16 protein-coding genes and 1 pseudogene are annotated in these 25,535 nt (G+C 44.4%); 13 read left to right on the forward strand and 4 right to left on the reverse strand.

Features of this window, described 5'->3' with window-relative positions; all coding sequences use genetic code 11:
* Nucleotides 1–9 precede the first annotated feature (9 nt).
* A complete protein-coding gene (locus tag HC723_RS04900) occupies nt 10–1,572 on the reverse strand; it encodes a DUF3612 domain-containing protein (protein ID WP_190338394.1) in 1,563 nt (520 codons plus the stop codon).
* Nucleotides 1,573–1,771: 199 nt separating this feature from the next.
* Here HC723_RS04900 and HC723_RS04905 point away from each other — a divergent pair, with 199 nt between their 5' ends.
* The 6 genes from HC723_RS04905 (at nt 1,772) to HC723_RS04930 (ending at nt 11,151) form a co-directional block, all read left to right on the forward strand.
* Nucleotides 1,772–3,976 carry a malate synthase G gene (locus tag HC723_RS04905; protein ID WP_153445757.1) on the forward strand — a complete coding sequence of 735 codons (2,205 nt, stop codon included), beginning with the start codon at nt 1,772–1,774 and terminating at the stop codon, nt 3,974–3,976.
* 129 nt (nt 3,977–4,105) lie between these two features.
* Nucleotides 4,106–5,722: an isocitrate lyase gene (locus HC723_RS04910; protein ID WP_153445755.1), complete on the forward strand. Its 1,617-nt coding sequence runs from the start codon at nt 4,106–4,108 to the stop codon at nt 5,720–5,722.
* A gap of 433 nt (nt 5,723–6,155) precedes the next feature.
* Nucleotides 6,156–8,048, forward strand: coding sequence for a protein-disulfide reductase DsbD (locus HC723_RS04915; protein ID WP_190338395.1), 1,893 nt, complete (start codon nt 6,156–6,158; stop codon nt 8,046–8,048).
* 185 nt (nt 8,049–8,233) lie between these two features.
* On the forward strand, nt 8,234–8,869 hold the full coding sequence (locus tag HC723_RS04920) for a response regulator transcription factor (RefSeq protein WP_153445751.1): 636 nt from the start codon (nt 8,234–8,236) through the stop codon (nt 8,867–8,869).
* A 298-nt stretch (nt 8,870–9,167) separates the two neighbouring features.
* The gene (locus HC723_RS04925; protein WP_153445749.1) at nt 9,168–9,434 is read left to right on the forward strand and encodes a DUF4212 domain-containing protein; all 267 of its coding nucleotides are present in this window, start codon (nt 9,168–9,170) and stop codon (nt 9,432–9,434) included.
* Nucleotides 9,435–9,447: 13 nt separating this feature from the next.
* Nucleotides 9,448–11,151: a sodium:solute symporter family protein gene (locus tag HC723_RS04930; RefSeq protein ID WP_153445748.1), complete on the forward strand. Its 1,704-nt coding sequence runs from the start codon at nt 9,448–9,450 to the stop codon at nt 11,149–11,151.
* 183 nt (nt 11,152–11,334) lie between these two features.
* Here HC723_RS04930 and HC723_RS04935 read toward each other — a convergent pair whose 3' ends face one another.
* The 3 genes and pseudogenes from HC723_RS04935 to HC723_RS04945 form a co-directional block, all read right to left on the reverse strand.
* On the reverse strand, nt 11,335–11,586 hold the full coding sequence (locus HC723_RS04935) for a hypothetical protein (protein ID WP_153445746.1): 252 nt from the start codon (nt 11,584–11,586) through the stop codon (nt 11,335–11,337).
* A 14-nt stretch (nt 11,587–11,600) separates the two neighbouring features.
* A complete protein-coding gene (locus HC723_RS04940; RefSeq protein ID WP_190338396.1) occupies nt 11,601–15,056 on the reverse strand; it encodes a hybrid sensor histidine kinase/response regulator in 3,456 nt (1,151 codons plus the stop codon).
* A gap of 114 nt (nt 15,057–15,170) precedes the next feature.
* Nucleotides 15,171–15,975, reverse strand: a pseudogene (locus HC723_RS04945) (MFS transporter).
* A 248-nt stretch (nt 15,976–16,223) separates the two neighbouring features.
* On the opposite strand from HC723_RS04945, the gene HC723_RS04950 reads away from it, so the two are divergent.
* The 7 genes from HC723_RS04950 (at nt 16,224) to accB (ending at nt 25,530) form a co-directional block, all read left to right on the forward strand.
* The gene (locus HC723_RS04950) at nt 16,224–17,360 is read left to right on the forward strand and encodes an efflux RND transporter periplasmic adaptor subunit (protein WP_190338419.1); all 1,137 of its coding nucleotides are present in this window, start codon (nt 16,224–16,226) and stop codon (nt 17,358–17,360) included.
* A 3-nt stretch (nt 17,361–17,363) separates the two neighbouring features.
* Nucleotides 17,364–19,316, forward strand: coding sequence for a MacB family efflux pump subunit (locus tag HC723_RS04955; protein ID WP_190338397.1), 1,953 nt, complete (start codon nt 17,364–17,366; stop codon nt 19,314–19,316).
* A gap of 224 nt (nt 19,317–19,540) precedes the next feature.
* Nucleotides 19,541–21,334 carry a DUF294 nucleotidyltransferase-like domain-containing protein gene (locus tag HC723_RS04960; protein WP_190338398.1) on the forward strand — a complete coding sequence of 598 codons (1,794 nt, stop codon included), beginning with the start codon at nt 19,541–19,543 and terminating at the stop codon, nt 21,332–21,334.
* 9 nt (nt 21,335–21,343) lie between these two features.
* Nucleotides 21,344–21,985: a 3'-5' exonuclease gene (locus HC723_RS04965; RefSeq protein ID WP_153445737.1), complete on the forward strand. Its 642-nt coding sequence runs from the start codon at nt 21,344–21,346 to the stop codon at nt 21,983–21,985.
* Nucleotides 21,986–22,167: 182 nt separating this feature from the next.
* Entirely contained in the window at nt 22,168–24,114 is a 1,947-nt protein-coding gene (acs, locus tag HC723_RS04970; protein ID WP_153445735.1) for an acetate--CoA ligase, read from the forward strand.
* Between the two features lie 371 nt (nt 24,115–24,485).
* Nucleotides 24,486–24,935, forward strand: a complete 450-nt coding sequence (aroQ, locus tag HC723_RS04975; RefSeq protein ID WP_153448093.1) for a type II 3-dehydroquinate dehydratase — start codon at nt 24,486–24,488, stop codon at nt 24,933–24,935.
* 133 nt (nt 24,936–25,068) lie between these two features.
* A complete protein-coding gene (gene accB, locus HC723_RS04980) occupies nt 25,069–25,530 on the forward strand; it encodes an acetyl-CoA carboxylase biotin carboxyl carrier protein (protein ID WP_153445734.1) in 462 nt (153 codons plus the stop codon).
* The last annotated feature ends 5 nt before the right edge of the window (nt 25,531–25,535 follow it).

The raw sequence follows: 25,535 nt of genomic DNA on the forward strand, positions 1-25,535 counted from the left end.
TGCCGAACTTTATTGTGCCGTTGGGATCCTAACTTCCGAGCCCCTATTTTCTGCTTTCTCGGTATAGCAGGTGGGTTGTCTTGGGCACATGCCTCCGCGCGAACAAATCACCCGCGCACCATTGTCGATACCACGTTCAATCCAATTAATATTGAGTATTCTGGCAACGGTTAATAAGTGTTGTTTAATCGCATTCGGGATCTCGGCTTGACCGCCACGACGAACACATTCTTTTTGCAGCGCGGTGGCGATCTCAACCGCATTCTCACCTTGTGCTTCTAGCGCCGGGTTTAAATCAATCCCACTACACAACACATGGTAATTACCCGCCATATCTTTCACTTTAACCGATTCACAGCAATAAATATGCGGCACCCCATCTTGATTGAGCACCGAAATTTGCGCCACAGGGGTATTTCCAGGAATGCCGATCATGCGAAATACCGCCCAATGCTGACACGGATCTTCCACCATACGCATATTGCCCCACGGCAGCGGAATGCCATTACCTCGGTACACCGCTTTGAGTTTGCCCGGATTGTACGCATCAAAATAATGCCAATGGGGATACGACGACACCGCAGTCATGCGCCGCATTACCACCGATTCCGACACCCCAATCAATTTGCTGACGCTGATCTCATAACCATGGCGATCAAGTAATTGACGAAATGGCACTTTAGGGCACAGCAAAGCACCAGCAAAAAACGAACATTCGAAATCACGCCAAGCTTGTAAAATATGTTGAGAATCTAAATTAAGCGAATCGCGCGCGGTTTGATCGTCGCGTTTTAAACTGGATAAATTACGATTATCAGAGGCGATAATATTTTTTTCACCATCGCTGTTATGCAGCACTTTATGCCCAATATGCACCGCCAGATCGTATTTCAGCTTTTCTGGCGTGGCTTTTAACGCTTTATTGATCCGCACCACACTCGGCGCTTCTGAATACGAACGCACAATATGTTTCGATTTGACTCCGGCTTTATCCACCACATCTTGCGACGGTTCATCAAACCATTTAATTTTCACCCCGACGTCTTTACAGATATCAAGCAGATCATCGACCGACAACGGCATTCTCTTTTGACCCACTTTTTCGGCTGCTTTTTCAAGATCGGGAAAATGATTTTGATGATGCTCTTGGTGAGCACGAATAAGTAAATGGGCAAATTGATGACCAGAAGTGCCAGTTTGAGACAGCATTTCGGGTATCGCAATTTGCAAAATATCATTGGAAAACAAAAAACTTGGCTCAAGCACCATGCCATTAATACCACCGCGAGAGCCTTTCTCTGGTTTCAACTCTTCTTCTTCACTGGCATCGTCTAAAAACCAGTGTAATGGCTTTTGAAATACCTGCGCGATCACATCCAACATCGCTTCACTCGGCACTCTTTTACCGCGTTCGATCATCGAAAGATAAGAAACAGAAGGGGCATCTTCAGCATCGACTTTGACACACCTTGCCGATAAATCTTCCAACGTTAAGCCGTTACGCTTCCTAAGATTGCGTACTTTGGTTCCCAAAAAATGAGACTGTCGATTGAGTGAGTTTTGCGCCTTCATCCGTGATCGCTCCCTTGTGAATTTTTTGTAAAATTTACACTGTGTAATTTTCTTTGTGAAATTTTAGTTAATTTAACGTTATTCTTTTAGTCACAGGATAGGAAAACATCATTTGATAGTCAGTTTTAAGACTACAGTCACGAAACGGACAACTTTCAAACTGATATCAAATTAAAAAACGCAATACGAGGGACTGATTATGAACTTAGCTCAAAACCTAGACACACAAACCGGTAACACCACCACGTCATCGATCGCACACAAGATCAATGCCGGCTTAGTTCAATTCGTCAATCAAGAAGTATTGCCGTTAACCGGACTTAACCAAGATAAATTTTGGCACGACTTCAGCCAATTGCTGACTGATTTAGCACCCAAAAACAATGCACTATTGGCCAAGCGTGAATCACTACAGCAGCAAATCGATCAATGGCATCAAGCCAATCCAAACAAATTGAATTCCGCTCAATACCAAGCGTTTTTGCGTGAAATTGGTTACTTGGTTGAGCAAGGCGATGATTTCCAAATCACCACCAGCAATGTCGATCAAGAAATTTCAAGCATGGCTGGACCGCAATTAGTGGTTCCAATTAAAAACGCACGTTTTGCCTTAAACGCGGCCAACGCTCGCTGGGGCAGTTTATACGATGCAGCTTATGGTTCTGATTTAATTCAACAATGTGATGGCCTAAAAGCAGGCAAAAAATACAACCCTGCTCGTGGTAAGCATGTGATTGCTTTGGCCAAAACGTTTTTAGATGACAACTTCCCATTAAAAGAAGGTTCACATCACGACGTTCAAAGCTATTCGGTCTATTTTCATCACCTTTTAGCCACATTCCCCGATGGCAGCCAATCGGGTTTGGCTCAACCATGTCAGTTCGTGGCATCGAGTAACCCAGATGTAGAACCAACATCAATCGTATTGAAAAACAATGGTTTGCATATTGAATTAATTATTAACCGTAAAGGCGCGATTGGTCAGCACGACATCGCCGGTTTAGATGATATTCAATTGGAATCGGCGCTTTCAACCATTATGGATTTTGAAGATTCTGTGGCTGCGGTTGATAGCCAAGACAAAATTGAAGCCTACCAAAATTGGTTTGGTTTGATCACCGGTAACCTCACCGCCACTATTGATAAAGGTAATCAAACGCAAATTCGCCGCCTTAATTGCGACCGTAGTTATACCCATAAAAATGGCGATGACTACAACTTACATGGTCGTTCACTATTGATGGTACGTAACGTCGGCCACTTGATGACCAGCGATTTAATGCAAGATCAACACGCACAAAATATGCCGGAAGGTTTGATTGATGCCGTGATCACCTCATTGATCGCCTCAATTGAAATCCATAACCCTCAAGCGTGTCGCGTAACCAACAGTCGCACTGGCAGCATCTACATTGTGAAACCAAAAATGCACGGCCCTGAAGAAGTGGCATTCAGCAATGAGATATTTGAACGTGTCGAGAACATGCTTGATTTAGCGCCGAACACCATCAAAATGGGGATTATGGATGAAGAACGTCGCACCACGGTTAACTTAAAAGAATGTATCCGCGCGGCGCAATCTCGGGTGGTCTTTATTAACACTGGTTTTCTTGACCGCACTGGTGATGAAATTCACACCAGCATGCAAGCCGGCGCATTTAAACCCAAAGGCGAGATCAAACATCAAGCTTGGATCGGTGCTTATGAAAATAACAACGTCGAAGTGGGTCTGGCTTGTGGTTTTGCCGGCAAAGCACAAATTGGTAAAGGCATGTGGGCAATGCCAGAAGAAATGAAAGCCATGATGGCGGACAAAATTGCTCACCCACAATCCGGAGCCAATACCGCTTGGGTACCGTCTCCGACAGCGGCAACCTTACATGCGATTCATTACCATCAAGTCAATGTTTTTGAACAACAAGAGAGCATTAGTCAACGTCCAGCAGCAAACATTGGGGATTTATTGCAGCTTGAATTATTAGCTGAAAATGAACTGACTCAAGCGCAAATTGAAGCCGAGTTAGATAACAATATTCAAGGTATTTTAGGCTATGTGGTTCGCTGGGTAGAAATGGGAATTGGTTGCTCAAAAGTGCCGGATATCAATAACGTCGAACTAATGGAAGACCGCGCCACATTGCGTATCTCTAGCCAACATATTGCCAACTGGTTATTGCACCGCATCTGTCGCCCAGAGCAAGTAATGGACAGCATGCACAAAATGGCGCAAGTGGTCGACACCCAAAATGCAGGCTCGGAAGGTTATCAACCTATGTTGCCACAAATTGAACAAAGCTTAGCGTTTCAAGCCGCAAGAGAGTTGATTTTCCAAGGCCGTAATCAACCAAGTGGCTACACCGAACCGCTGCTGCATCAATATCGAGGATGGGTAAAAAATCAATAACGAAACAAAATACAAAGAACAAAGAACAAAGAACAAAGAACAAAGAACAAAGAACAAAGAACAAAGAACAAAATAAAAAACTTTTAAATCCAATAACAACACTTACAGCCAAATAAGAAGGGATTCACTATGCCAAATACAACCTCTCAAAACAGCTACAAACAACAGCTTTCTGATGCTGCGACTATGATTGAAAAACAAGGCAGCACTTGGAGTGCCATCACCCCAGAATATGTGGCTCGTATGCGTCTGCAAAATCGCTTTAAAACCGGTTTAGATATTGCACGTTATACCGCAAAAATCATGCGCGAAGACATGGATGCTTATGATAAAGATTCGGCCAATTACACTCAGTCTTTAGGTTGCTGGCATGGTTTTATCGGCCAACAAAAAATGATTTCAATTAAGAAGCACTTTGAGACCACTCGCGGTCGTTACTTATACCTTTCTGGTTGGATGGTGGCAGCAATGCGCTCTGAGTTTGGTCCACTGCCAGACCAATCCATGCATGAGAAAACCACCGTACCTATGCTGATTGAAGAGCTGTACACCTTCTTAAAACAAGCCGATGCGCGTGAATTAAATCATCTATTTAAAGAGTTAGATGCCGCTAAAGACTCAGGCGATGACATCAAAATCCAAGCGGTACAAAAGCAAATCGACAACTTTGAAACTCATGTAGTGCCAATTATTGCCGATATCGATGCCGGTTTTGGTAACGAAGAAGCGACTTATTTACTGGCCAAGAAGATGATTGAAGCGGGCGCATGTTGTATTCAAATTGAGAACCAAGTGTCGGATGCTAAGCAATGTGGTCACCAAGACGGCAAAGTAACGGTGCCACATGAAGACTTCCTAGCGAAAATTAATGCGGTTCGTTACGCGTTCCTAGAAATGGGCGTTGAAGATGGGGTTATCGTGGCGCGTACCGATTCATTGGGCGCGGGGCTAACCCAAAAAATCCCAGTATCTCAAACGGCAGGCGATCTTTCAGACCAATACAACGCCTACATTGATGGGGTAGAAATCACTTCTCTCGCTGAGCTTGAATCTGGTGACATGGTCTTAAAACAAGGTGATGCCGTGATCAAACCTACTCGCCTAGCCAATGGTTTAATTCGCTTCAAGCCGGATACGGGTGAAGACCGCGTGGTACTAGATTGTATTACTTCGCTACAAAACGGCGCCGATCTATTGTGGATTGAAACCGAGAAGCCGCATGTTGAACAAATTGCAGGCATGGTGAATCGTATTCGTGAGGTTATTCCCAATGCCAAACTGGTTTACAACAACAGTCCATCATTTAACTGGACGCTTAACTTCCGTCAGCAAGTATTTGATGTTTGGGCAGAGTCCGGCAAGGACGTATCAACCTACGACCGCGCGCAACTAATGAATCAAGTATACGATGGTTCGGAATTGGCACTAGAAGCGGATGCGAAAATCCAAAGCTTCCAACGTGATGCTGCAGCGCAAGCGGGTATTTTCCATCACTTGATCACACTGCCGACTTACCATACAGCGGCGCTTTCAACGGATAACTTGGCCAAAGACTACTTTGGTGAGCAAGGCATGTTGGCTTATGTGGCCGGTGTTCAGCGTAAAGAATTACGTCAAGGTTTGGCTTCGGTTAAACACCAAGATATGTCGGGTTCAAACATTGGTGATGATCACAAAGAGTACTTCTCAGGCGACCAAGCGCTGAAAGCCTCGGGTGAAAACAACACCATGAATCAGTTCTCGTAACCGTTTCAGATTCATCGACCTTAATCGGAGCTGCCGAGTTATGTGGCAGCTTTAATTAAGCGAGATAAGCGCTCCCTTAATCAAAAGGCGACCTTTCTCTTATCTGCGATGTCATTCGTTAGCATAGAGAAGGAAGCCTTTTTTTCGTTTTGTCACACTTGTCATTCAACCCGCTTCGCCTCTTCTGATATACTTCTTGCCATATCAAAACTCACCACTGGCAACCAATTCGCTTAACTGTGGTCAGAGTCATTAACAATATTAATTGAGTCATAATATGAGCTCTCAATATTGAGCATAAAGAAAAGTGACAAAGAGCGCAGAGGCTCTTTTCTCAAGCGCCCATGGATGGAATAGCGTTTTTCGGCATGTTCAAGTTGATAGATTATCGAATGAAATAAAAACATCACTTTTAATGGAATAATTACCTTTTATGTTTTCTTTGCGCGCGGTTTCGCTATTTTTTACCAGCCTACTCACCTTATTGCTGAGCACGTCCAGCCTCGCCGCTAATTTTGATTCGGTCGATGCACCTTTAGCCGCCTTTTCTGCAGCGCCCGCGAATGATCATCGTTTTGTGCCGGTTGACCAAGCTTTCCCTTTTAATTTTATTCAACAAGGCAATAAGGTTAAGCTCGATTGGCAGATCAAAGATGGCTATTACTTATATAAAGAGCGTTTCTCGTTTAGCACTAAAGACGCAAAAATTGCCGATGCGATCATGCCTGAAGGTGAGTTTCACCATGATGAGTTTTTTGGTGATGTGCATGTATTTAAACAACCCGTTAGCGTTGAGATCCCACTACAACAAGTCGGTGATAAAGGTCAGCTGATCGTGCAATATCAAGGCTGTGCCACCACTGGATTTTGTTATCCACCCGAAACGCGCGTCATCCCGCTCGATGCACTGAATACTAATCAAACTACAAATAATCAGACTGCGAACGCTCATTCAGAGCAAACCCAAGCTTCAGCAACTCAAACATTATCAACTCAGTCAGTCGTAAATCAACCCGTAACGACTCAACCAGCAGCCAATCATTCTGAAGATGCCGGTATTGCGGCGCAATTATCACAACATTGGTGGACACCTTTCTTATTTTTAGCATTAGGCATAGGGCTGGCCTTTACCCCTTGCGTGCTGCCAATGTACCCAATTTTAACTGGCATTGTTTTAGGTGGCGGCAAACTTTCGGCTGGCAAAGCGTTTAAATTATCGTTTGTGTATGTGCAAGGTATGGCACTCACTTACATGCTGCTTGGCTTAGTGGTGGCCTCACTTGGGGTGCAGTTTCAAGCGGCGCTACAAGCTCCTGCGGTATTGATCGGGTTAAGTGTGTTATTTGTGCTGCTTGCTATGTCGATGTTTGGGGTTTACACCATTCAACTGCCTAGCCGGATGCAAACTTGGCTCAATGAACAAAGTAATAAACAACAAGGCGGCAACCTCATCGGGGTATTTGCGATGGGCATTATTTCTGGCTTAGTGTGCTCGCCTTGCACGACTGCACCACTGTCTGGCGCTCTGCTTTATGTGGCGCAAAGTGGCGATTTAATCACAGGTGCAATTGCCTTGTATGCGTTGGCGATTGGCATGGGGATCCCACTGATTTGTGTGGCGGTGTTTGGTAATAAACTATTGCCGAAAGCCGGTGAATGGATGAATAAAGTTAAGATGCTATTTGGCTTTATTTTACTGGCCGCGCCGATTTTCTTACTCGAACGCATTCTGCCAGTATTTTGGGTTGAATTGCTTTGGTCAGGATTGGGGTTAGTCGCGTTTACTTGGCTATACCATATCCGTCAATTCATTAAAGCCGGCTCTTGGGCACAAAGCATCACCAGTATTATTGCGATGCTGGGTTTAATGCTCGCCTTTATTACTGGCTTACAAGCGTTTGGTTTTAATCCGCTGGGCAATACCGTAAGCCAACAACAAGATAAGGTGCAAGTCGAGTTTGTTCGCATTCATACCGTGGCAGATCTCGACCAACAATTGTTACTGGCAAAACAAGCGGGTAAACCGGTGATGTTTGATTATTACGCCGATTGGTGCGTGGCATGTAAAGAGTTTGAGAAATACACCTTTCATAACCCACAAGTGGCCGCCAAGCTGCAAAACATGGTGCTATTACAAGCCGATGTGACTAATGCTAATCCGCAAGATATTGCCTTAATGGAAAAAATGAAAGTGCTTGGCCTGCCGACGATTGAGTTTTGGGATGCGCAAGGCAAGCATGTGACTAGCGCGCGCATTACTGGGTTTATGGATGCGGCCAATTTTCTTAGCCACTTAACCAAGAATGGCTTAGCGCCTAACCATTAACTTTTACTTTCTAGCAACCCTAGCTCTAGCAACTCACAATTCTAGCAACTAGGCGGTGCAATTCTGTATTAAATATAGACAAAAGTCGGATATGCTTCAGGTTTTTGCACATAGCCAGTTGAGTGCAGCGATAAACACGCAGATAATGAATTTATTGTTAACAAACAGTAAATGGAATGTCTGTCATGGATTCGACATACAATATCGTCATCGCCGATGATCACCCGCTTTTTCGCAATGCACTATTTCAGTCAATTCACATGGCGATCAGTGGTGCTAACTTATTTGAAGCGGATTCACTCGACGCCTTGCTCACACTACTTAAAAAAGTCGATGAGCCCGATCTATTATTATTAGATTTAAAAATGCCCGGTTCGAATGGCATGTCGGGCCTGATCCAATTGCGATCGGAATACCCTGATATGCCGATTGTTGTCATTTCTGCCAGTGAAGAGTCGAGTGTAGTGAGCCAAGTAAAAAGCCACGGTGCTTTCGGCTTTATACCAAAGTCGAGTGATATGCGTGAGCTTAATCGCGCGCTTAATCAAGTGCTCAATGGCGACCCTTTCTTTCCTGAAGGCCTTATTCAAAATAACGAAGCGTGCAATAACTTAAGCCAAAAACTGGCGGCGCTTACTCCGCAGCAATATAAAGTGCTCGGGATGTTATCTGATGGACTGTTAAATAAACAAATTGCTTATGAGCTTAATGTCTCGGAAGCCACAATTAAAGCGCACATGACGGCTATCTTCCGCAAGCTCGATGTTAAAAACCGAACTCAAGCGGTGATCTTATTGCAACAACTTGAAACGCAGAATTAATTCCCCTCACACACAAAATTCTGCCTTTTCACACCTTAGACCTTAGCCTAATAGCATTAGACCTTAGCCTAGCTTCCTTTTCGAGCTAGGCTAAATTATTCCAACCCACTTCACAAAAATGCCCTCAACGTCTTATAGCTCACCTTTTATTGCCCGACTAAAGTTGAAAAGCCGCACTCCCCCAGCACTGCTATTGTTTTGTTGTAACTTTTTATTAACAAATTTCTTCACCCATATTTAATAAATCCGATCACTGCATCTGTAGTGAATCAATAAGCAAAACAAAAGGAGAGCGGCTATGGCGTTTGAATCAGACACACATGCCCAAGCTTACTGGAAAGAAAATCTAGGGATCATGGCGACACTACTGACGATTTGGTTTGTGGTGTCTTATTGTGCTGGCATTTTATTTGTCGATGCACTCAATACCATCCAATTTGCCGGTTTCAAATTAGGGTTCTGGTTTGCTCAGCAGGGGTCGATTTATACCTTTGTGGTGCTGATCTTCGTGTATGTAGCGCGTATGAATGCGTTAGATAAAAAATACAACGTTCAGGAAGACTAAGGGAGCATAAGATATGGAAATCCAAACGTGGACGTTTATTCTCGTCGGTATTACTTTTACTTTATATATCGGTATCGCCATTTGGGCTCGCGCCGGATCAACCAGTGAGTTTTATGTTGCAGGTGGTGGTGTCCACCCTGTCGCGAATGGTATGGCCACCGCAGCCGATTGGATGTCAGCAGCATCATTTATTTCAATGGCGGGTATTATCTCATTTGCCGGTTACGACGGTTCGGTTTACCTAATGGGTTGGACTGGCGGTTATGTACTGCTGGCATTATGTTTAGCCCCATACCTCCGAAAATTCGGCAAATTTACTGTGCCTGATTTCATTGGTGATCGTTACTACTCAAGTACCGCTCGCATGGTGGCTATCTTCTGTGCCATCTTCGTATCCTTTACGTATGTAGCGGGTCAAATGCGTGGTGTAGGCGTGGTATTCTCTCGTTTCTTAGAGGTGGATATTAACCTTGGTATCATCATTGGTATGGCAATTGTGTTCTTCTATGCGGTTCTTGGCGGCATGAAAGGCATTACCTATACCCAAGTTGCTCAATTCTGTGTACTTATTTTTGCGTTCCTGGTTCCAGCCGTTTTCACTTCCATTATGATGACAGGCAGCGTATTTCCACAAATAGGTATGGGTTCAACCATTTCAGGTTCCGATGTCTACTTGATGGATAAACTTGAAGGTTTAACTCAAGAACTCGGTTTTAATTCCTATATTGACGGCTCGAAAAGCACGGTTGATGTATTCTTTATTACTGCCGCTCTTATGGTGGGTACTGCTGGTTTACCGCACGTTATTATTCGCTTCTTTACCGTTCCTCGCGTAAAAGATGCACGAATTTCAGCCGGTTGGGCGTTACTGTTTATTTCTCTACTTTACACCACAGCCCCTGCTGTTGCGTCATTTGCTCGTGTTAACCTGATTGAAACCATTAATGGCCCTGATCTTAAAGGTGTTACGGCAGAAAATGCTCCAAGCTGGTATCAGAACTGGGAAAGCACAGGGTTAGTGTCTTGGGAAGATAAAAACGGTGATGGCAAGATGTTCTACTCTGGCGATGAACGTAATGAGATGAACATTAACCGCGATATCATTGTATTAGCTTCTCCTGAACTGGCGAAACTGCCAAACTGGGTCGTAGCATTACTGGCTGCCGGTGGCTTAGCCGCTGCGCTATCAACCGCTGCAGGTTTATTATTGGTTATCTCAACCTCGATTTCACATGACTTGTTGAAGAAAGGCTTGAAACCCAATATGACCGATAAAGAGGAACTGATGTATGCGCGGATAGCCGCTGCGGTTGCTATTGTCGGAGCGGGTTACTTAGGTATTAACCCACCAGGCTTTGTGGCACAGGTGGTTGCCTTCGCGTTCGGACTTGCCGCCGCCTCCTTCTTCCCTGCCATCATCTTAGGTATTTTCTATAAGAAGATGAACAAGGAAGGCGCGATTGCCGGTATGGTTGTCGGTATTATCTTTACCGCTGCCTACATTATTTACTTTAAGTTTATTAACCCAGCCGCAAGCACGCCGGATAACTGGTTCTTCGGAATTAGCCCTGAAGGCATTGGTACGCTTGGTATGTGTTTGAACTTCGTAGTCTCGATTGTGGTGAATAAATTTACCGCAGAAGTACCAAAAGATGTACAAGACATGGTTGAGTCTATCCGTTTCCCGAAAGGAGCCGGTGAAGCACACGATCATTAATACAATATGATGCACTAAGCCTAATTCTTAAACATAGGCACTTAGAACATAAGCTAAACGTAAGTTTTTAAGCATCAGTTCTTAAAGAAAATAGGTTGTTAGAGCATCAAATACAACAAAGCCCGAATCATCATGGTTCGGGCTTTTGCTATTTATTTATCTATTTATCGCATCGTAATGGAACTAGGCTTTTTGTACTTCCAAACCTAGCACTTTGGCAAGGTCTTCTAATTCTTTTAAGCTGTCTAAAAACAGAAACACATTGGCTTCATCCACCGCAAGGTAGAAACGATTATCGCCATCATAAGCGTTTTGAATCGTCAGTGCTTGCACTTTATCAACCTGACTACTAACCACTAAACCGCCCATTGCAAGGCGAACCATGCCTTGATAAATCTCGACTAAGACGCCTTGTTTGGTTTGAAACTCACCCATAATAAATACTCTTTTTATAATCGATTTAACACAGCTCGTAATTTTAATGGTTTGACAGGCTTAGTTAACAGCTGAAAACCCTGAGCTTGTATCGCCTGGCTCACTTCATCGGAGCGGTCGGCACTTATGATAACACCTTCAAAGCCATCTCCCAATTGGTTACGCAAATGCTGCAATATTTCTAACCCTGTACGACCATTATCAAGATGATAATCAGAGAATACCACCTCGGGATACCAGTCTTTCTTCATCGCTTGCAAGGTTTGCTGTAAGTTTAACGCCGTTTTGACCTCGCACCCCCAACGTTCCAGTAGCGCCTGCATCCCTAGCAATATCTCAGCTTCATTATCAATACATAAAACCTTAATATTGGCCAGTGGTGCATGTTGGATTATCGGGGCTGACATCACATCTTGTTCCTCTAACTCTGCAGCATCGAGAGTTACCGAAAATACCGTGCCTTTATTTGGCCAAGAGCGTAATTCTATTTTATGACCCAGCAAACGAGCAATACCTCGCGCAATGGCCAAGCCTAAGCCTAAACCTTGGTCGGCGCGGTTTTGATCGACCCGAGTAAACTCTTCAAAAATATCACTTTGCTGCTCATAAGGAATGCCAATACCGTTATCCCAAACCTCAATTCTTATTTGGGCATTTTTTCCGTCACGTTGAATTCGACGCATTCCAAGTAAAACCTTAGCTTGGCTGGCTTCTTTTTGACTATAACGGAAGGCATTAGTTAATAAGTTTTGCAAAATACGCCGCAACAATTTGGGATCTGATTTCACCACTAATGTTGATGGAATACGATTAAACTCAACCTTATTTTGCTCAGATAACACACTAAATTCCGCATCAAGGTTATCTAACACTTCGCGCAATGCAAAAGCTTTTATTTCGGTCGGTACATTGCCAGATTCCAGCCTAGAGATATCGAGCAAATCACCAATCAAATCTTCGGCGGCGCCCAATGCACTCTCAATATGGGCAGAAAATTTTCTGGTGTTATCTTCTTGCGCAGTTTCGGTTAATGATGAAGCAAACAACCTAGCGGCATTAAGCGGTTGCATTAAATCGTGGCTCACCGCGGCTAATAAGCGGCTTTTGGATTGCGATGCATGCTCGGCACTTTGATTAGCAGTAATTAATTGAGTATTTAAGCTTTCTAATGCCCGAGTACGCTCTTGCACTCGATCTTCTAACGTTTCATTCGCTTCTTTTAAGGCTTGCTCGGCGCGGCGAAACGCGGTGATATCAGAAAAACTCATCACAAACCCACCACCTGGCATAGGATTACCTTGCACTTCAATTACTTGACCATCTTCTCGAACTCTTGATGACGTGTGCTTAGTGCCGCGCTCTAAATGCTCAACCCGTCGACGAACATGTATTTCAGGATCGCCCGGCCCGCATAATCCTTGTTCAGCATTATGGCGGATCACATCGGCGATCGGTCGGCCCACTTGGATTAAGCCAGGAGGAAAATCAAACTGCTCAAGATAACGTTGATTCCAAGCCACCAAGCGCAATTGTTTATCCACCACCGCGATCCCTTGGCTAATATGCTCAATCGCACCTTGTAATAAACCGCGGCTAAAATCGTACAACTCGGAAGCTTCATCGACGATAGTGGCGACTTCTTCCAATTGCATATTGCGCCCTTGCAAGGCAGAAGTGAGCACTAATCGAGAGGATGACGCACCAAACACCCCCGCCAATACCCGCTCGGTATGGCGAATTAATTGCGCCGAAGCTTGCTGTTGCGGTTGCAGCGTTTGTTGTTGCTGCTTCCAAAATAATTGAAACGCGTGGCGGGCGCGTTTGCGTCCAACGAAGCGCGAAGCGAGCATTTCAAGTTCCGCCACACTGACGCGGCTTTGGTACAAGCTAACATCTTCACTTTCTGGCAATGGCGTTCCAACAAACGAAGCGGCTTGTAAGCGCTCACTTAAACTCGAACGCGTGAGCAAAGAGACCAATACATACGCCACACTATTGACGATAAGGCTTAATGCCATACCCCAATCTGACGCTTTCAAATCCAGATTTTGTAGCCATTGTGGCGGGCTTAATAACCATAATAAAAAGTTGGTTTTTTCACTGCCGGCCAGCATATTAGTTTGCAACATTAAGGTCGAAAGCCACACCAACATACCGAATAATAATCCGACGTATACCCCTTTTCGGTTGCCTTTACGCCAATACATTCCGCCCAATACCGCAGGAGAAAATTGCGCAATCGCTGCAAATGAAAGCAGGCCAATCACCGACAACGATGAGACTCGATCCAATACTTGATAAAAGCCCCACGCCCCCAGCAACAACAACGCAATCAGGCCGCGCCGCACATTCAATAAGAGGCCTGATATTTGCTTCGGCTTGGCATTCGACAAACGCATACGGCGCAACAATAACGGCCAAACTAAGTCATTCGATACCATAATTGTGAGCGCAATGGTGGATACGATCACCATGCCGCTGGCCGCGGACGTTCCACCTAAATACGCTAATAATGCAATGCTTTGGACATCGACTCCTAAAGGCAAATTAATCACATAGGCATCAGCGCTAGTACCAGGCAGAAAATATTGCCCCGCCCACGCCACCGGTAACACAAACAAGCCCATTAAAAATAAATAGATTGGAAAAACCCGGCGAGCGGTATGCAGATCTCGCGCCTGATCATTTTCAACGATAGTGGTATGAAATTGACGTGGTAAACAGATGATCGCCGCCATGGTCAGCAGCATGTGGATCGCAATGGTAGGAATATTGGGCGACTGATAATATTGCTTAGCCAGAGTTGGCAGTGAAATATCTGGCGAGTTGAAGATCAATACCACCACAAACACACCGACCAGCAAAAAAGCCACCAGCTTAACCAGAGACTCAAATGCCACCGCCATCATAATGCCGCGATGATGCTCAGTATTATCAATATGACGAGTACCAAATAAAATGGTAAAAACCGCCATAACCCCAACCACAAACCAAGACACTTGCAGGTCTTGATAACCCAGTATATCCATTAAATTAGGCGCAACTAAATCTAAGCCCATGGTGATGCCGCGTAATTGCAGTGCGATATAAGGCAGAATTCCGACCACTGCAATAAGAGTGACCGTAATGGCTAAGCCTTGAGATTTACCATATCGCGCGGCAATAAAGTCGGCAATCGAGGTAATATGCTCGCGTTTGGTAATTAAAATCAAACGAGCCAGAATGCGCCAACCTAGCGTGAATACTACAATCGGCGCGAGGTAAATGGGAAGGAATGACCACATATTGGCACTGGCTTGACCAACCGTGCCGTAAAAAGTCCAAGAGGTACAATAGACCGCAATCGATAGACTATAAATCCAAGGCCGCCAGTTAGATAGCCAGTTTTTTTGTCGATCGCCATACCAAGCGATCAAAAACAGCACCCCTAAATAGGCGAGCGATACCGGAATAACAATCCATCCTTGCATAGCAGTTCCCTTGTCTCTAATTGGTCTAAATCCCGCTATCCATGCGGATTATCGAATATATAAACTCGATATAATGAAGGTTAAATTGTGCAGTGTTACATCTGAAGCCTCAATCTATTTCACTGGAATTTGTGCAGCGGTTAGCGATTTTGGTTCATCCAATTTGATAAACAATGCGACCACTCCCATGGCGGCCATCACCCAGAAAATCCCGCCATCCCATAATTGGAAACCCCAACCACTGAATGCCGTCATTGCCGCGATCACACCACCTAATGGAATCGCATTATACAAGGCTTGTAGTGGCACCATTTGGTTATCATCCGCTTGTTGGATATAACGGATAGTGGCAAAGTGCGCCACCGCAAACGTCACGCCATGCAACAATTGGAACAAGATTAAAAAGCCGACCTCACTGCTAACCGCCAATCCACTCCAACGTACAATCACCCCGACAGACGACAGCAAAAACATCGCTCGCAGACTCCAATTGGCAAATAAACGCCCGCCAAAAGCAAACATCAGCACTTCCGACACGACCGAAAGACTCCACAGATAGCCGACTACCGCTTCAGAGATGCCTAATTGCTTCCAATAAATGGCGCTAAAACTGTAATACGCCGCGTGCGAACCTTGAATTAACGCAATCAGAAATAAGAACTAAATCACCGGCCATTGCTTTAATATCGCCCATAGCTTTGGCTGGCATAATATGCTCGACCTTATGCAAACGCGGAGTGATCACCAAGTTAGTAATGCAACGAGTGGCAAAACCAATGCCGATGAGTAACCCAATATCACTGGCAGACACTCCTTGATCAGCAAACCATAATGCCCAGAATGGCAAATACACGCCATAAGCAAAAAAGAAACCACCAAAGTATTGAGAAATCCAAGCAAAAGGAGACGGTTTAGACATAAAAAAGCAGACCTAAAACACAAAAGAAATATTATGCCTAGCAAGAACAATTAATGCACACCAGACAGATCAACAAAATGTTAACGAGTGCATGAAAATACTAAAATTTACGCTTTTTTACGCAATCAAACACTACATTTACATTGATTGTATTTATACTTAAAAATCATACAAAATTGGCGTCGCATTCATAAACGGATATCTCAGTGAAAAAAATCCCGAAAAAATACTGGTTGATTGGACTTATCATGCTCGCAGGTTGCGGCAGCGCCTATTGGTACAGCAAAAAAAGCAGTGAACCGCTGCAAAACTACGCTACGGTCAAAGCCCATATAGGGGATATCGATCAAACCGTGTTAGCCAATGGCATGTTGCAAGCCTCTAAGCTCGTCAATATCGGTGCGCAGGTGTCAGGACAAATCAAAAACCTGGCCGTTAATTTAGGCGATGAAGTTCAACAAGGTGATTTAATCGCCCAAATTGACGATTTAACCCAACAGAACAACCTAAAAGAATCCCTCGCCTCTCTCAATAGTATTAACGCCCAAATTGAAGCTAAAAACGCACAAATTTACCAAGCACAGCTTGAATTCAATCGACAAAAAAGTATGCTCGCCGCCAGAGCAAGCGCCAAGTCCGATTATGATATTGCTCAAGCTACTCTGGCCGTTTATAAAGCCGAATCCAAACAACTCGAAGCGGAAAAACAACAAGCTAAAATTAAAGTCGATACTGGCAAAGTCGATCTTGGTTACACCACCATCAATGCCCCGATCAACGGTACTGTGGTGTATACCGCAGTTGAAACCGGTCAAACCGTCAACGCCAATCAAACCACTCCAACTATTATTGAACTGGCTCAACTCGATACCATGACCATTAAAGCTCAAATTTCAGAGGCCGACGTTATTGATGTCAAACCAGGGCAAGCGGTCTACTTCACTATTTTAGGTCGCCCCGATCAAAAGTATCGAGCCACATTACGAGATATAGAACCCGGCCCAACCTTAATGGATGGTAACGATAGCGACCTCACCATATCCGATAGTGATGCGATTTATTTCAATGGTTTATTTGATGTCAAAAACCCTAAGCGAGTATTACGGATTGGCATGACCGCGCAAGTTTCTATCGTATTAAATCAAGCCAAAGATACCTTATTAGTCCCATCGCAAGTATTAAAGAAAGGACCAAAAGGCAAAGCCTACCAAGTGCCAGTTTTGGTCAATGGCAAAGTCGAACATCGTAGAGTCAAAGTTGGGTTAAACAATAAAGTTAATGCACAAATCTTATCCGGATTACACGAGGGAGATGACGTAGTAGTAGGCATTGCGACCAAAGGAGCCCCCTCTCCGTCCGATCGTAAATCTCGCGTAAGGTTATAAAGCATGACTAACGCGTTATTGCATATTTCCGACGTTTCTCGCTGCTTTGCCGCCGGAGATCAAGATCTTACCGTACTCAAAAATGTTGATTTAGAAATTCAACGCGGTGAAATGGTCGCGATTGTCGGAGCTTCAGGCTCGGGCAAGTCGACCTTAATGAACATTCTCGGCTGCTTGGATAAACCGTCGAAAGGGCAATACTTTATTGATGGGCAAGACACTTCTCAAATGGAGGCCGATGAACTTGCATCTTTGCGCCGCGAACATTTTGGTTTTATTTTTCAACGTTATCATTTATTAGGCGATCTCGATGCGATTGCCAACGTTGAAGTTCCGGCTATTTACGCTGGTAAAGATCGTCATTCTCGCCAACAACGCGCCAAAGATTTACTCATTCGTTTAGGATTAGGCACTCGACTGGATCATAAACCGAGCCAACTCAGTGGTGGTCAACAACAACGAGTCAGTGTTGCGCGCGCCTTAATGAATGGTGGCGATGTAATTTTAGCTGATGAACCTACGGGCGCATTAGACAGTCACAGCGGCAAAGAAATGATGCAATTGTTACAAGAACTTCATCACGATGGGCACACCATTATTTTGGTTACTCACGATATGGATGTCGCGCAATTTGCCGATCGTATTATTGAACTAAAAGATGGTGTGATCATTCAAGATTACATCAATAAACAACAACGACAGATAGAACAAAAGCAGTTAGAACCCAAAGTCGCTGCTAATAAAAATCGTTTTGTCACCATGCTTGATCGCATAAATGAAGCACTCAAAATGGCATTAATTGCGATGTCGAGCCACCGTTTACGTACCTTTTTAACCATGCTCGGGATTATTATTGGTATTGCTTCGGTGGTATCTGTGGTGGCATTAGGCTCCGGCACTCAACAACAAATTTTGCAAAATATTTCCTCGTTAGGTACCAACACTATTGATGTTCGACCCGGCAAAGGCTTTGGCGACAGACGATCTGGCCGAGTGCGCACCTTAACTGCATCCGATGCCAAAGCGCTAGAAAACTTACCTTTTATTGATAGTGTCACTCCAAGCGTGAGTACCTCGGTCACCATTCGTGCTGGAAATCAAGCCCTCACCGGCAATGTACAAGGAGTCGGCCCAGCCTATTTTAGAGTCTATGATTATCAACTCGATCAAGGGCAATTTTGGGATGAAGACAGCGTCAAAACACTGGCCCAAGAAGCAGTGATCGATAGTAATACCAGCCAAGAACTGTTTGATGGTACCGACCCAATTGGCAAAGTAATTTTCTTAGGTCGATTGCCAGTCCGCATCATTGGTGTGACTCAGCCGAAAGATCAAGCTTTTGGTCTTAGTGATACGTTAAATGTCTGGGTGCCCTACACCACCGTCTCTGGACGCATGTTAGGACAAACTTACTTAAGCAGCATCAGCATTCGACTCAATCAAGACGTCGCCAGTGATGCGGCGGAACAAAGTATTATTTCATTATTAGCACTTCGCCATGGAACGCAGGATTTTTTCACCATAAACACCGATACCATTCGACAAAATATAGAGAAAACCACCTCGACCATGACGTTATTGATTTCAGCTATTGCAGTGATCTCATTGATCGTCGGCGGCATTGGAGTGATGAATATCATGTTGGTATCCGTCACAGAGCGAACTCGGGAGATCGGGGTACGCATGGCGGTCGGTGCTCGGCAAAATGACATCTTGCGGCAGTTTTTAATTGAAGCCGTTTTGGTGTGTTTATGCGGTGGTGTACTCGGGATTGGCTTGGCTTATTTAATTGGTTTTGCTTTGCAGTCTAGTGGCGTGGGTTTCCAAATGATCTATTCGACCAACTCAATTATTGCCGCTTTCTTATGCTCAACGTTGATCGGAGTCTTATTCGGGTTCTTGCCAGCACAAAATGCAGCCAAGCTCGATCCAATTGATGCTTTAGCAAGGGATTAAAATAAGCTTATAGACCAAAGTCGTCTAGCCATAAACGGGCTTTTTCGCCACACTCAGCATAAACCGGCTTGCTAACTAAAATTTTATTCCTAGATAGAATACTCAAAGTAATTGGAGTTTCAGCAAGGCGGCAAGTAAATGAAGCCCCATGAGTTTAGTTCACCTAAACGATTGGGGTGAATGAACGCAGCCAACGAAGCTGTAGCTTCAATTAAGAAGAGTATATGCCCGATAAATTCAATATGACGCTGACCCCATTCGATCGCTTAACCCAGCGTGAGCAAACCCACTTGCGTCAAAATTTGGATGTGGCTTATTTCCGCGAATATGAAACGATTTTAGCGCCGAACCAACCTTGTGACACACTGCATATCGTCATCAAAGGAGCGGTAGAAGAAACCGACGCTCAAGGGAAAGAGGTATTTGCCCATTACACCCCTGATGATCTATTTGATGTTAGAGCGCAACTGGATGGCAAAACCAAACATCGTTATGTGGCATTAGAAGATACGCTGTGTTATTTATTACCTCACGCAGTCTTTCAGGAGTTTTATCAAAAAAATTCCGATTTTTCAGCTTATTTTGATAGCAACTTAGCCAAGCGCCAATCTTTGTTAGACAGTGCTCATCAGCAACAAAACCTAGCGGAATTTATTCTCACCAAAGTCGATAGTCAGATTTACCAAGCGCCATTGATCTTCCCACCTCACGCCTCTTTGCAACAGGTGACCCTAGAGATGCAGCAGCAAAATTGTGATGCGGCATTAATTGAGCTTGCCCCTGACGATTACGCCATTATTACTCGTACCGATTTATTACATGCCATTGCGCTTAAAGGGCATGCTTTAAGCTCCGAAGTTGGCCCCATTGCCACTTACCCTGTACATGATATTGAACAGGATGAATATCTGTTTGATGCGATGATCCGCATGACTCGCCACCGTTGTAAGCGTTTGATGGTCAAGTGCGGCAGCAAAGCAGTCGGCATGCTCGATCTCACTCAAGTGCTTTCTGCCTTTTCAACCCACTCACATGTATTGAGCTTGCGTATTGCCAACGCCACCAGCATTGAAGAGTTGGCATTGGCGGCGCATCAACAACGTGAACTGGTGAATAATTTACATAAAAACGGCATTCGCACTGTGTTTATGATGGAATTAATTTCCGCTCTTAATGAACATATTATTGAAAAAGCCTTTGAACTGATTGTGCCAAAACACCTACATGATCATTGTTGTTTGTTGGTATTAGGCTCCGAAGGTCGCGGCGAACAAATCCTGAAAACCGATCAAGACAATGCGTTAATTATTAAAGATGGCCTGCACTGGCACCAATTTGCGCCATTGATGGAAACCTTCAGTCAAACTTTGCAGCAACTAGGCTATCCATTGTGTAAGGGCAAAGTGATGGTCAGCAATCCTGATTGGGTTAAATCTCAATTGGAATGGAAGCAAAGTTTATCTTTATGGGCCGATCACAATACCGCACGTTCTGTCATGTCTTTGGCAATTATGGCAGACGCCTTAGCGGTTGCCGGCAATCGTCAGTTACTCACCCCCATCAAGCACCACTTACAACACATCATGCAGCAACAACCATTATTGTTAATGGAATTTGCCCGCCCCGCACTCGGCTTTGCGGTGCCTTTAACCTTGTTCGGTCAGGTAAAACAAAACAAACAAGGGCTCGATATAAAACAAGGAGGGATTTTCCCAATAGTGCATGGCATTCGTACCTTAGCACTTGAACATGGCATTACAGCCACCAACACCTTTGCACGCTTAACGCAGCTGCAACAAAAAGGCGTTTTAGCTGAGCTGACCAAAGACAATTTATCCGAAGCCTTAAAACTGTTTATTAAGTGGCGACTCACCCAACAACTGCAACTCAATCATCATCACAATACTTTAGACACCAAACAACTGAACCGTACCGAGCGAGACTTACTGCGCCACAGTTTGCATGCGGTTAAAAAATTCAAACAATGGCTCGGTTATCACTATCAGATCCGTGATTAAGGAGACGTCGTGAACGCATTACAACGGCTATATTGGCTCTATCGGCTGAAAGGATCTGAATACCAATATCTTTTCCGACCTCAACATCCCAGCAGCACAGCCTTAAAGGAATACATTTCGCTCGACTGTGAAACCACCAGTTTAAATCCGGATCAAGCAGAGTTGGTGACGATCGCCGCCACTAAGATCATCGACAACAAGATCATCACTAGCCAGCCGTTTCATATTCGCCTTAAAGCGCCGCAATCTCTCGATCAAGGTTCGATAAAGATCCATCATTTACGTCACCATGATCTAAATAATGGCTATGATGAAATTGATGGCATTAAAGCCCTACTCGCCTTTATCGGCAATCGTCCTTTGGTTGGCTATCATATTCGCTACGACAAGGCGATTTTAGACCGCGCGTGTAAAAAGCACTTAGGTTTTCCATTGCCCAATACATTAATCGAAGTCAGCCATTTATATCATCAACGTTTGGAGCGATTATTACCCAATGCCTATTTTGATTTAAGCTTAGATACCATTTGTCGCCACCTCGATTTGCCGTTGCAACAACGCCATGATGCATTGCAAGATACCATCACTGCGGCGCTGATTTATGTACGTCTGACTCACGGTTCTCAACCCAGCCCTTTTGTTGCTCATTAACAAAGTTCGTTAAATATCAGCCTGATCTCGATTTATTTAGTGTGATTCCCGCCATAAAAAAACCAATAAATTCAATTTCTAATCCTAAAGTCTAATTGTCGAAAGGTGAGGATAAGCAGAAAGTTAACCCATAGAAACAAGAAACCACTTAATAGCAGTCTGACTCATCCAAGGAGAGAACCATGAGTGAAGTACATATTCATCCGGTCAAAGACAATATCCAAAAGACCACTCACGCAGATAGCGACACTTACTTATCTATGTACCAAGAGTCAGTCAATGACCCACAAGGCTTTTGGGGCAAGCATGGCAAAATTCTAGATTGGATCGAACCCTTCACTCAAGTGAAAAGCACCTCATTCGAGCCGGGAAATGTTGGGATAAAATGGTTTGAAGATGGCAAACTCAATGTCTCGGCGAACTGTATTGATCGTCATTTAGCCGAACGCGGCGATGAAGTAGCCATTATTTGGGAAGGCGATGATCCCAATGATGATGAGCTGATCACCTTTAATCAACTGCATGACAAAGTGTGTCGTTTTTCCAATGTATTAAAAGCCCAAGGCGTAAAGAAAGGCGACGTAGTTTGTCTGTATATGCCAATGGTGCCAGAAGCGGCCGTCGCAATGCTGGCTTGTACGCGTATTGGCGCCATTCATACCGTGGTATTTGGTGGCTTCTCTCCTGAAGCGCTTTCGGGTCGTATTATTGACTCAAACTCTCAAGTGGTGATCACCGCCGATGAAGGCGTTCGTGGTGGCCGCGCGGTGCCACTTAAAGCCAACGTAGATGCGGCATTAAACAATCCTGATACTAATGTGCGTAGTGTGGTGGTATTTAAACGCACCGGTGGCGAAGTTGAATGGAATAGCGAGCGTGACGTTTGGTGGCATGAAGCAACCGAACAAGCCTCGCCAGTATGCGAACCTGAAGCGATGAACGCAGAAGATCCGCTATTTATTCTTTACACTTCAGGCTCAACGGGCAAACCCAAAGGGGTATTACACACCACTGGCGGCTATCTTGTGTATGCCACTATGACTTTTAAATATGTATTTGATTACCAAGAAGGCGAAGTGTTCTGGTGTACTGCCGATGTCGGTTGGATCACCGGTCATACTTACTTAGTCTACGGCCCACTGGCCAATGGTGCTAAAACCATTTTATTTGAAGGGGTGCCAAACTACCCACACACCAGTCGCATGAGCGAAGTGGTCGATAAGCATCAAGTGAATATTCTTTACACCGCTCCTACTGCCATTCGCGCTTTAATGGCAAAAGGCGATGAAGCGATTAAAGGCACCGATCGTTCAAGTTTACGTATTATGGGTTCGGTGGGTGAACCGATTAATCCAGAAGCCTGGGAGTGGTACTACAAAACCATTGGTGATGAGCGCTGCCCTATTGTCGATACTTGGTGGCAAACCGAAACCGGTGGGGTATTAATTTCACCACTACCAGGTGCCACCGATCTAAAACCAGGTTCAGCGACGCGACCATTCTTTGGCGTGCAACCGGCATTGGTGGATAACGAAGGCAATATTATTGAAGGTGCAGCCGAAGGTAACTTGGTGATCACCGATTCATGGCCGGGACAAATGCGTACCATTTATGGCGATCATGAGCGTTTTGAGCAAACTTACTTCTCGACCTTTAAAGGCATGTACACCACAGGTGATGGTGCTCGTCGTGATGAAGATGGTTATTATTGGATCACTGGCCGTGTCGATGATGTACTTAACGTCTCTGGTCACCGAATGGGGACCGCTGAAATTGAATCGGCATTAGTGGCGTTTGATAAAATTGCTGAAGCGGCAATAGTTGGTGTTCCCCACGACATTAAAGGCCAAGCCATATACGCTTATATCACCTTAAATGATGGCGAGTTCCCATCGGCTGAATTGCATAAGGAAGTCAAAGATTGGGTACGAAAAGAGATTGGTCCAATCGCCACGCCCGATGTATTGCACTGGACCGATTCATTACCAAAAACGCGTTCCGGTAAAATTATGCGTCGAATTCTGCGTAAAATTGCCACCGGCGACACCGGTAACTTAGGTGACACCTCGACTCTAGCCGACCCAAGTGTGGTGGATAAACTTATCGAAGAGCAAGCGAAATTGGTGTAATTCCCCTATTTCCATCGATTTGTTAATATCATTTAAATCGGACTACTTAACGGTAGTCTGATTTTTTGTCCAATCAAAGATCATTAATAATTTTGAACATTGGTCGATTATCCCGCTAAAACCCTCACATCATGACCTTAGGAAGCCGCTCAAAATCGCAAACAAATTACTCATAAACCAATCAACCTACGCGCAAAAAACAAACAAAATAAGTGATTAGACCAGTATTTTGCTGCGATTTGCTGTGATTTCGCTATAATCGGGCAAATTAATTGGTGCAGTCTCGGTTTTTTTTGCTATCTTAGTTAGCAATGTATCAATTTTATGACAAGATGCATTTTACATTCACTTTGATGGATATTAGCTTCATGATGGCAGCAAACTTGCGAGTTCTGGTCTTAAATGGCCCAAATCTAAATTTATTAGGCTTACGTGAACCCGCTCATTATGGTTCGCACACTTTAGCCGATATTGTTTCGGATCTAGAAACCCAAGCTCAAGAACTGAATATTGAACTGTCTCATCTGCAATCAAATCGTGAGTACGAATTGATTGAAGCGATCCATGCCGCGCATAGCACCATTGATTTTATTATTATCAATCCAGCAGCTTTCACTCATACCAGCGTGGCGCTACGTGATGCCCTACTTGGGGTCAACATCCCGTTTATCGAAGTGCACTTATCAAATGTGCACGCTCGAGAACCTTTCCGCCATCACTCTTACCTGTCCGATAAAGCGGTCGGGGTAATTTGTGGTTTAGGCGCTCAAGGTTATCAATTTGCATTATCGGCGGCTTATCAGGCACTGACACAGAAATAATCACATCCGGTATTGAGTACATAACTCACTATCGATGGCTATTAGTCTCAGTCCTATTGCGGTCAATATCATTACTTCGGTTGGTCATAACGCCAACTATAAACTGAACAATTAAACACATAGAGAATTTATTATGGACATTCGCAAAATCAAAAAGTTAATCGAGCTAGTTGAAGAATCTGGCATCGCGGAACTTGAAATCTCTGAAGGTGAAGAATCAGTACGAATCAATCGTTACAGCGCACAAGCCGCTCCTGCTGCGCCTGTTCAATATGCACAAGCGCCAGCACCGGTTGCAACGCCTGCCCCTGCGGCACCAGTTGCGGTTATCGCTGAAGCGCCTGTAGCGCCAGTTGAAACCGGTCATAAAGTACTCTCACCAATGGTCGGTACTTTCTACCGCTCACCAAGCCCTGAAGCTAAATCTTTCATCGAAATCGGCCAAACGGTAGAAGCGGGTCAAACCATCTGTATCGTTGAAGCAATGAAAATGATGAACCAAATTGAAGCCGACAAATCAGGAGTGATCAAAGCAATCCTAGCCGAAGATGGCCAAGCGATCGAATTTGATCAACCACTTGTTATTATTGAATAGTCGCA

It is taken from the genome of Vibrio sp. S11_S32, from assembly GCF_014694465.1.
GTDB lineage: Bacteria > Pseudomonadota > Gammaproteobacteria > Enterobacterales > Vibrionaceae > Vibrio > Vibrio algicola.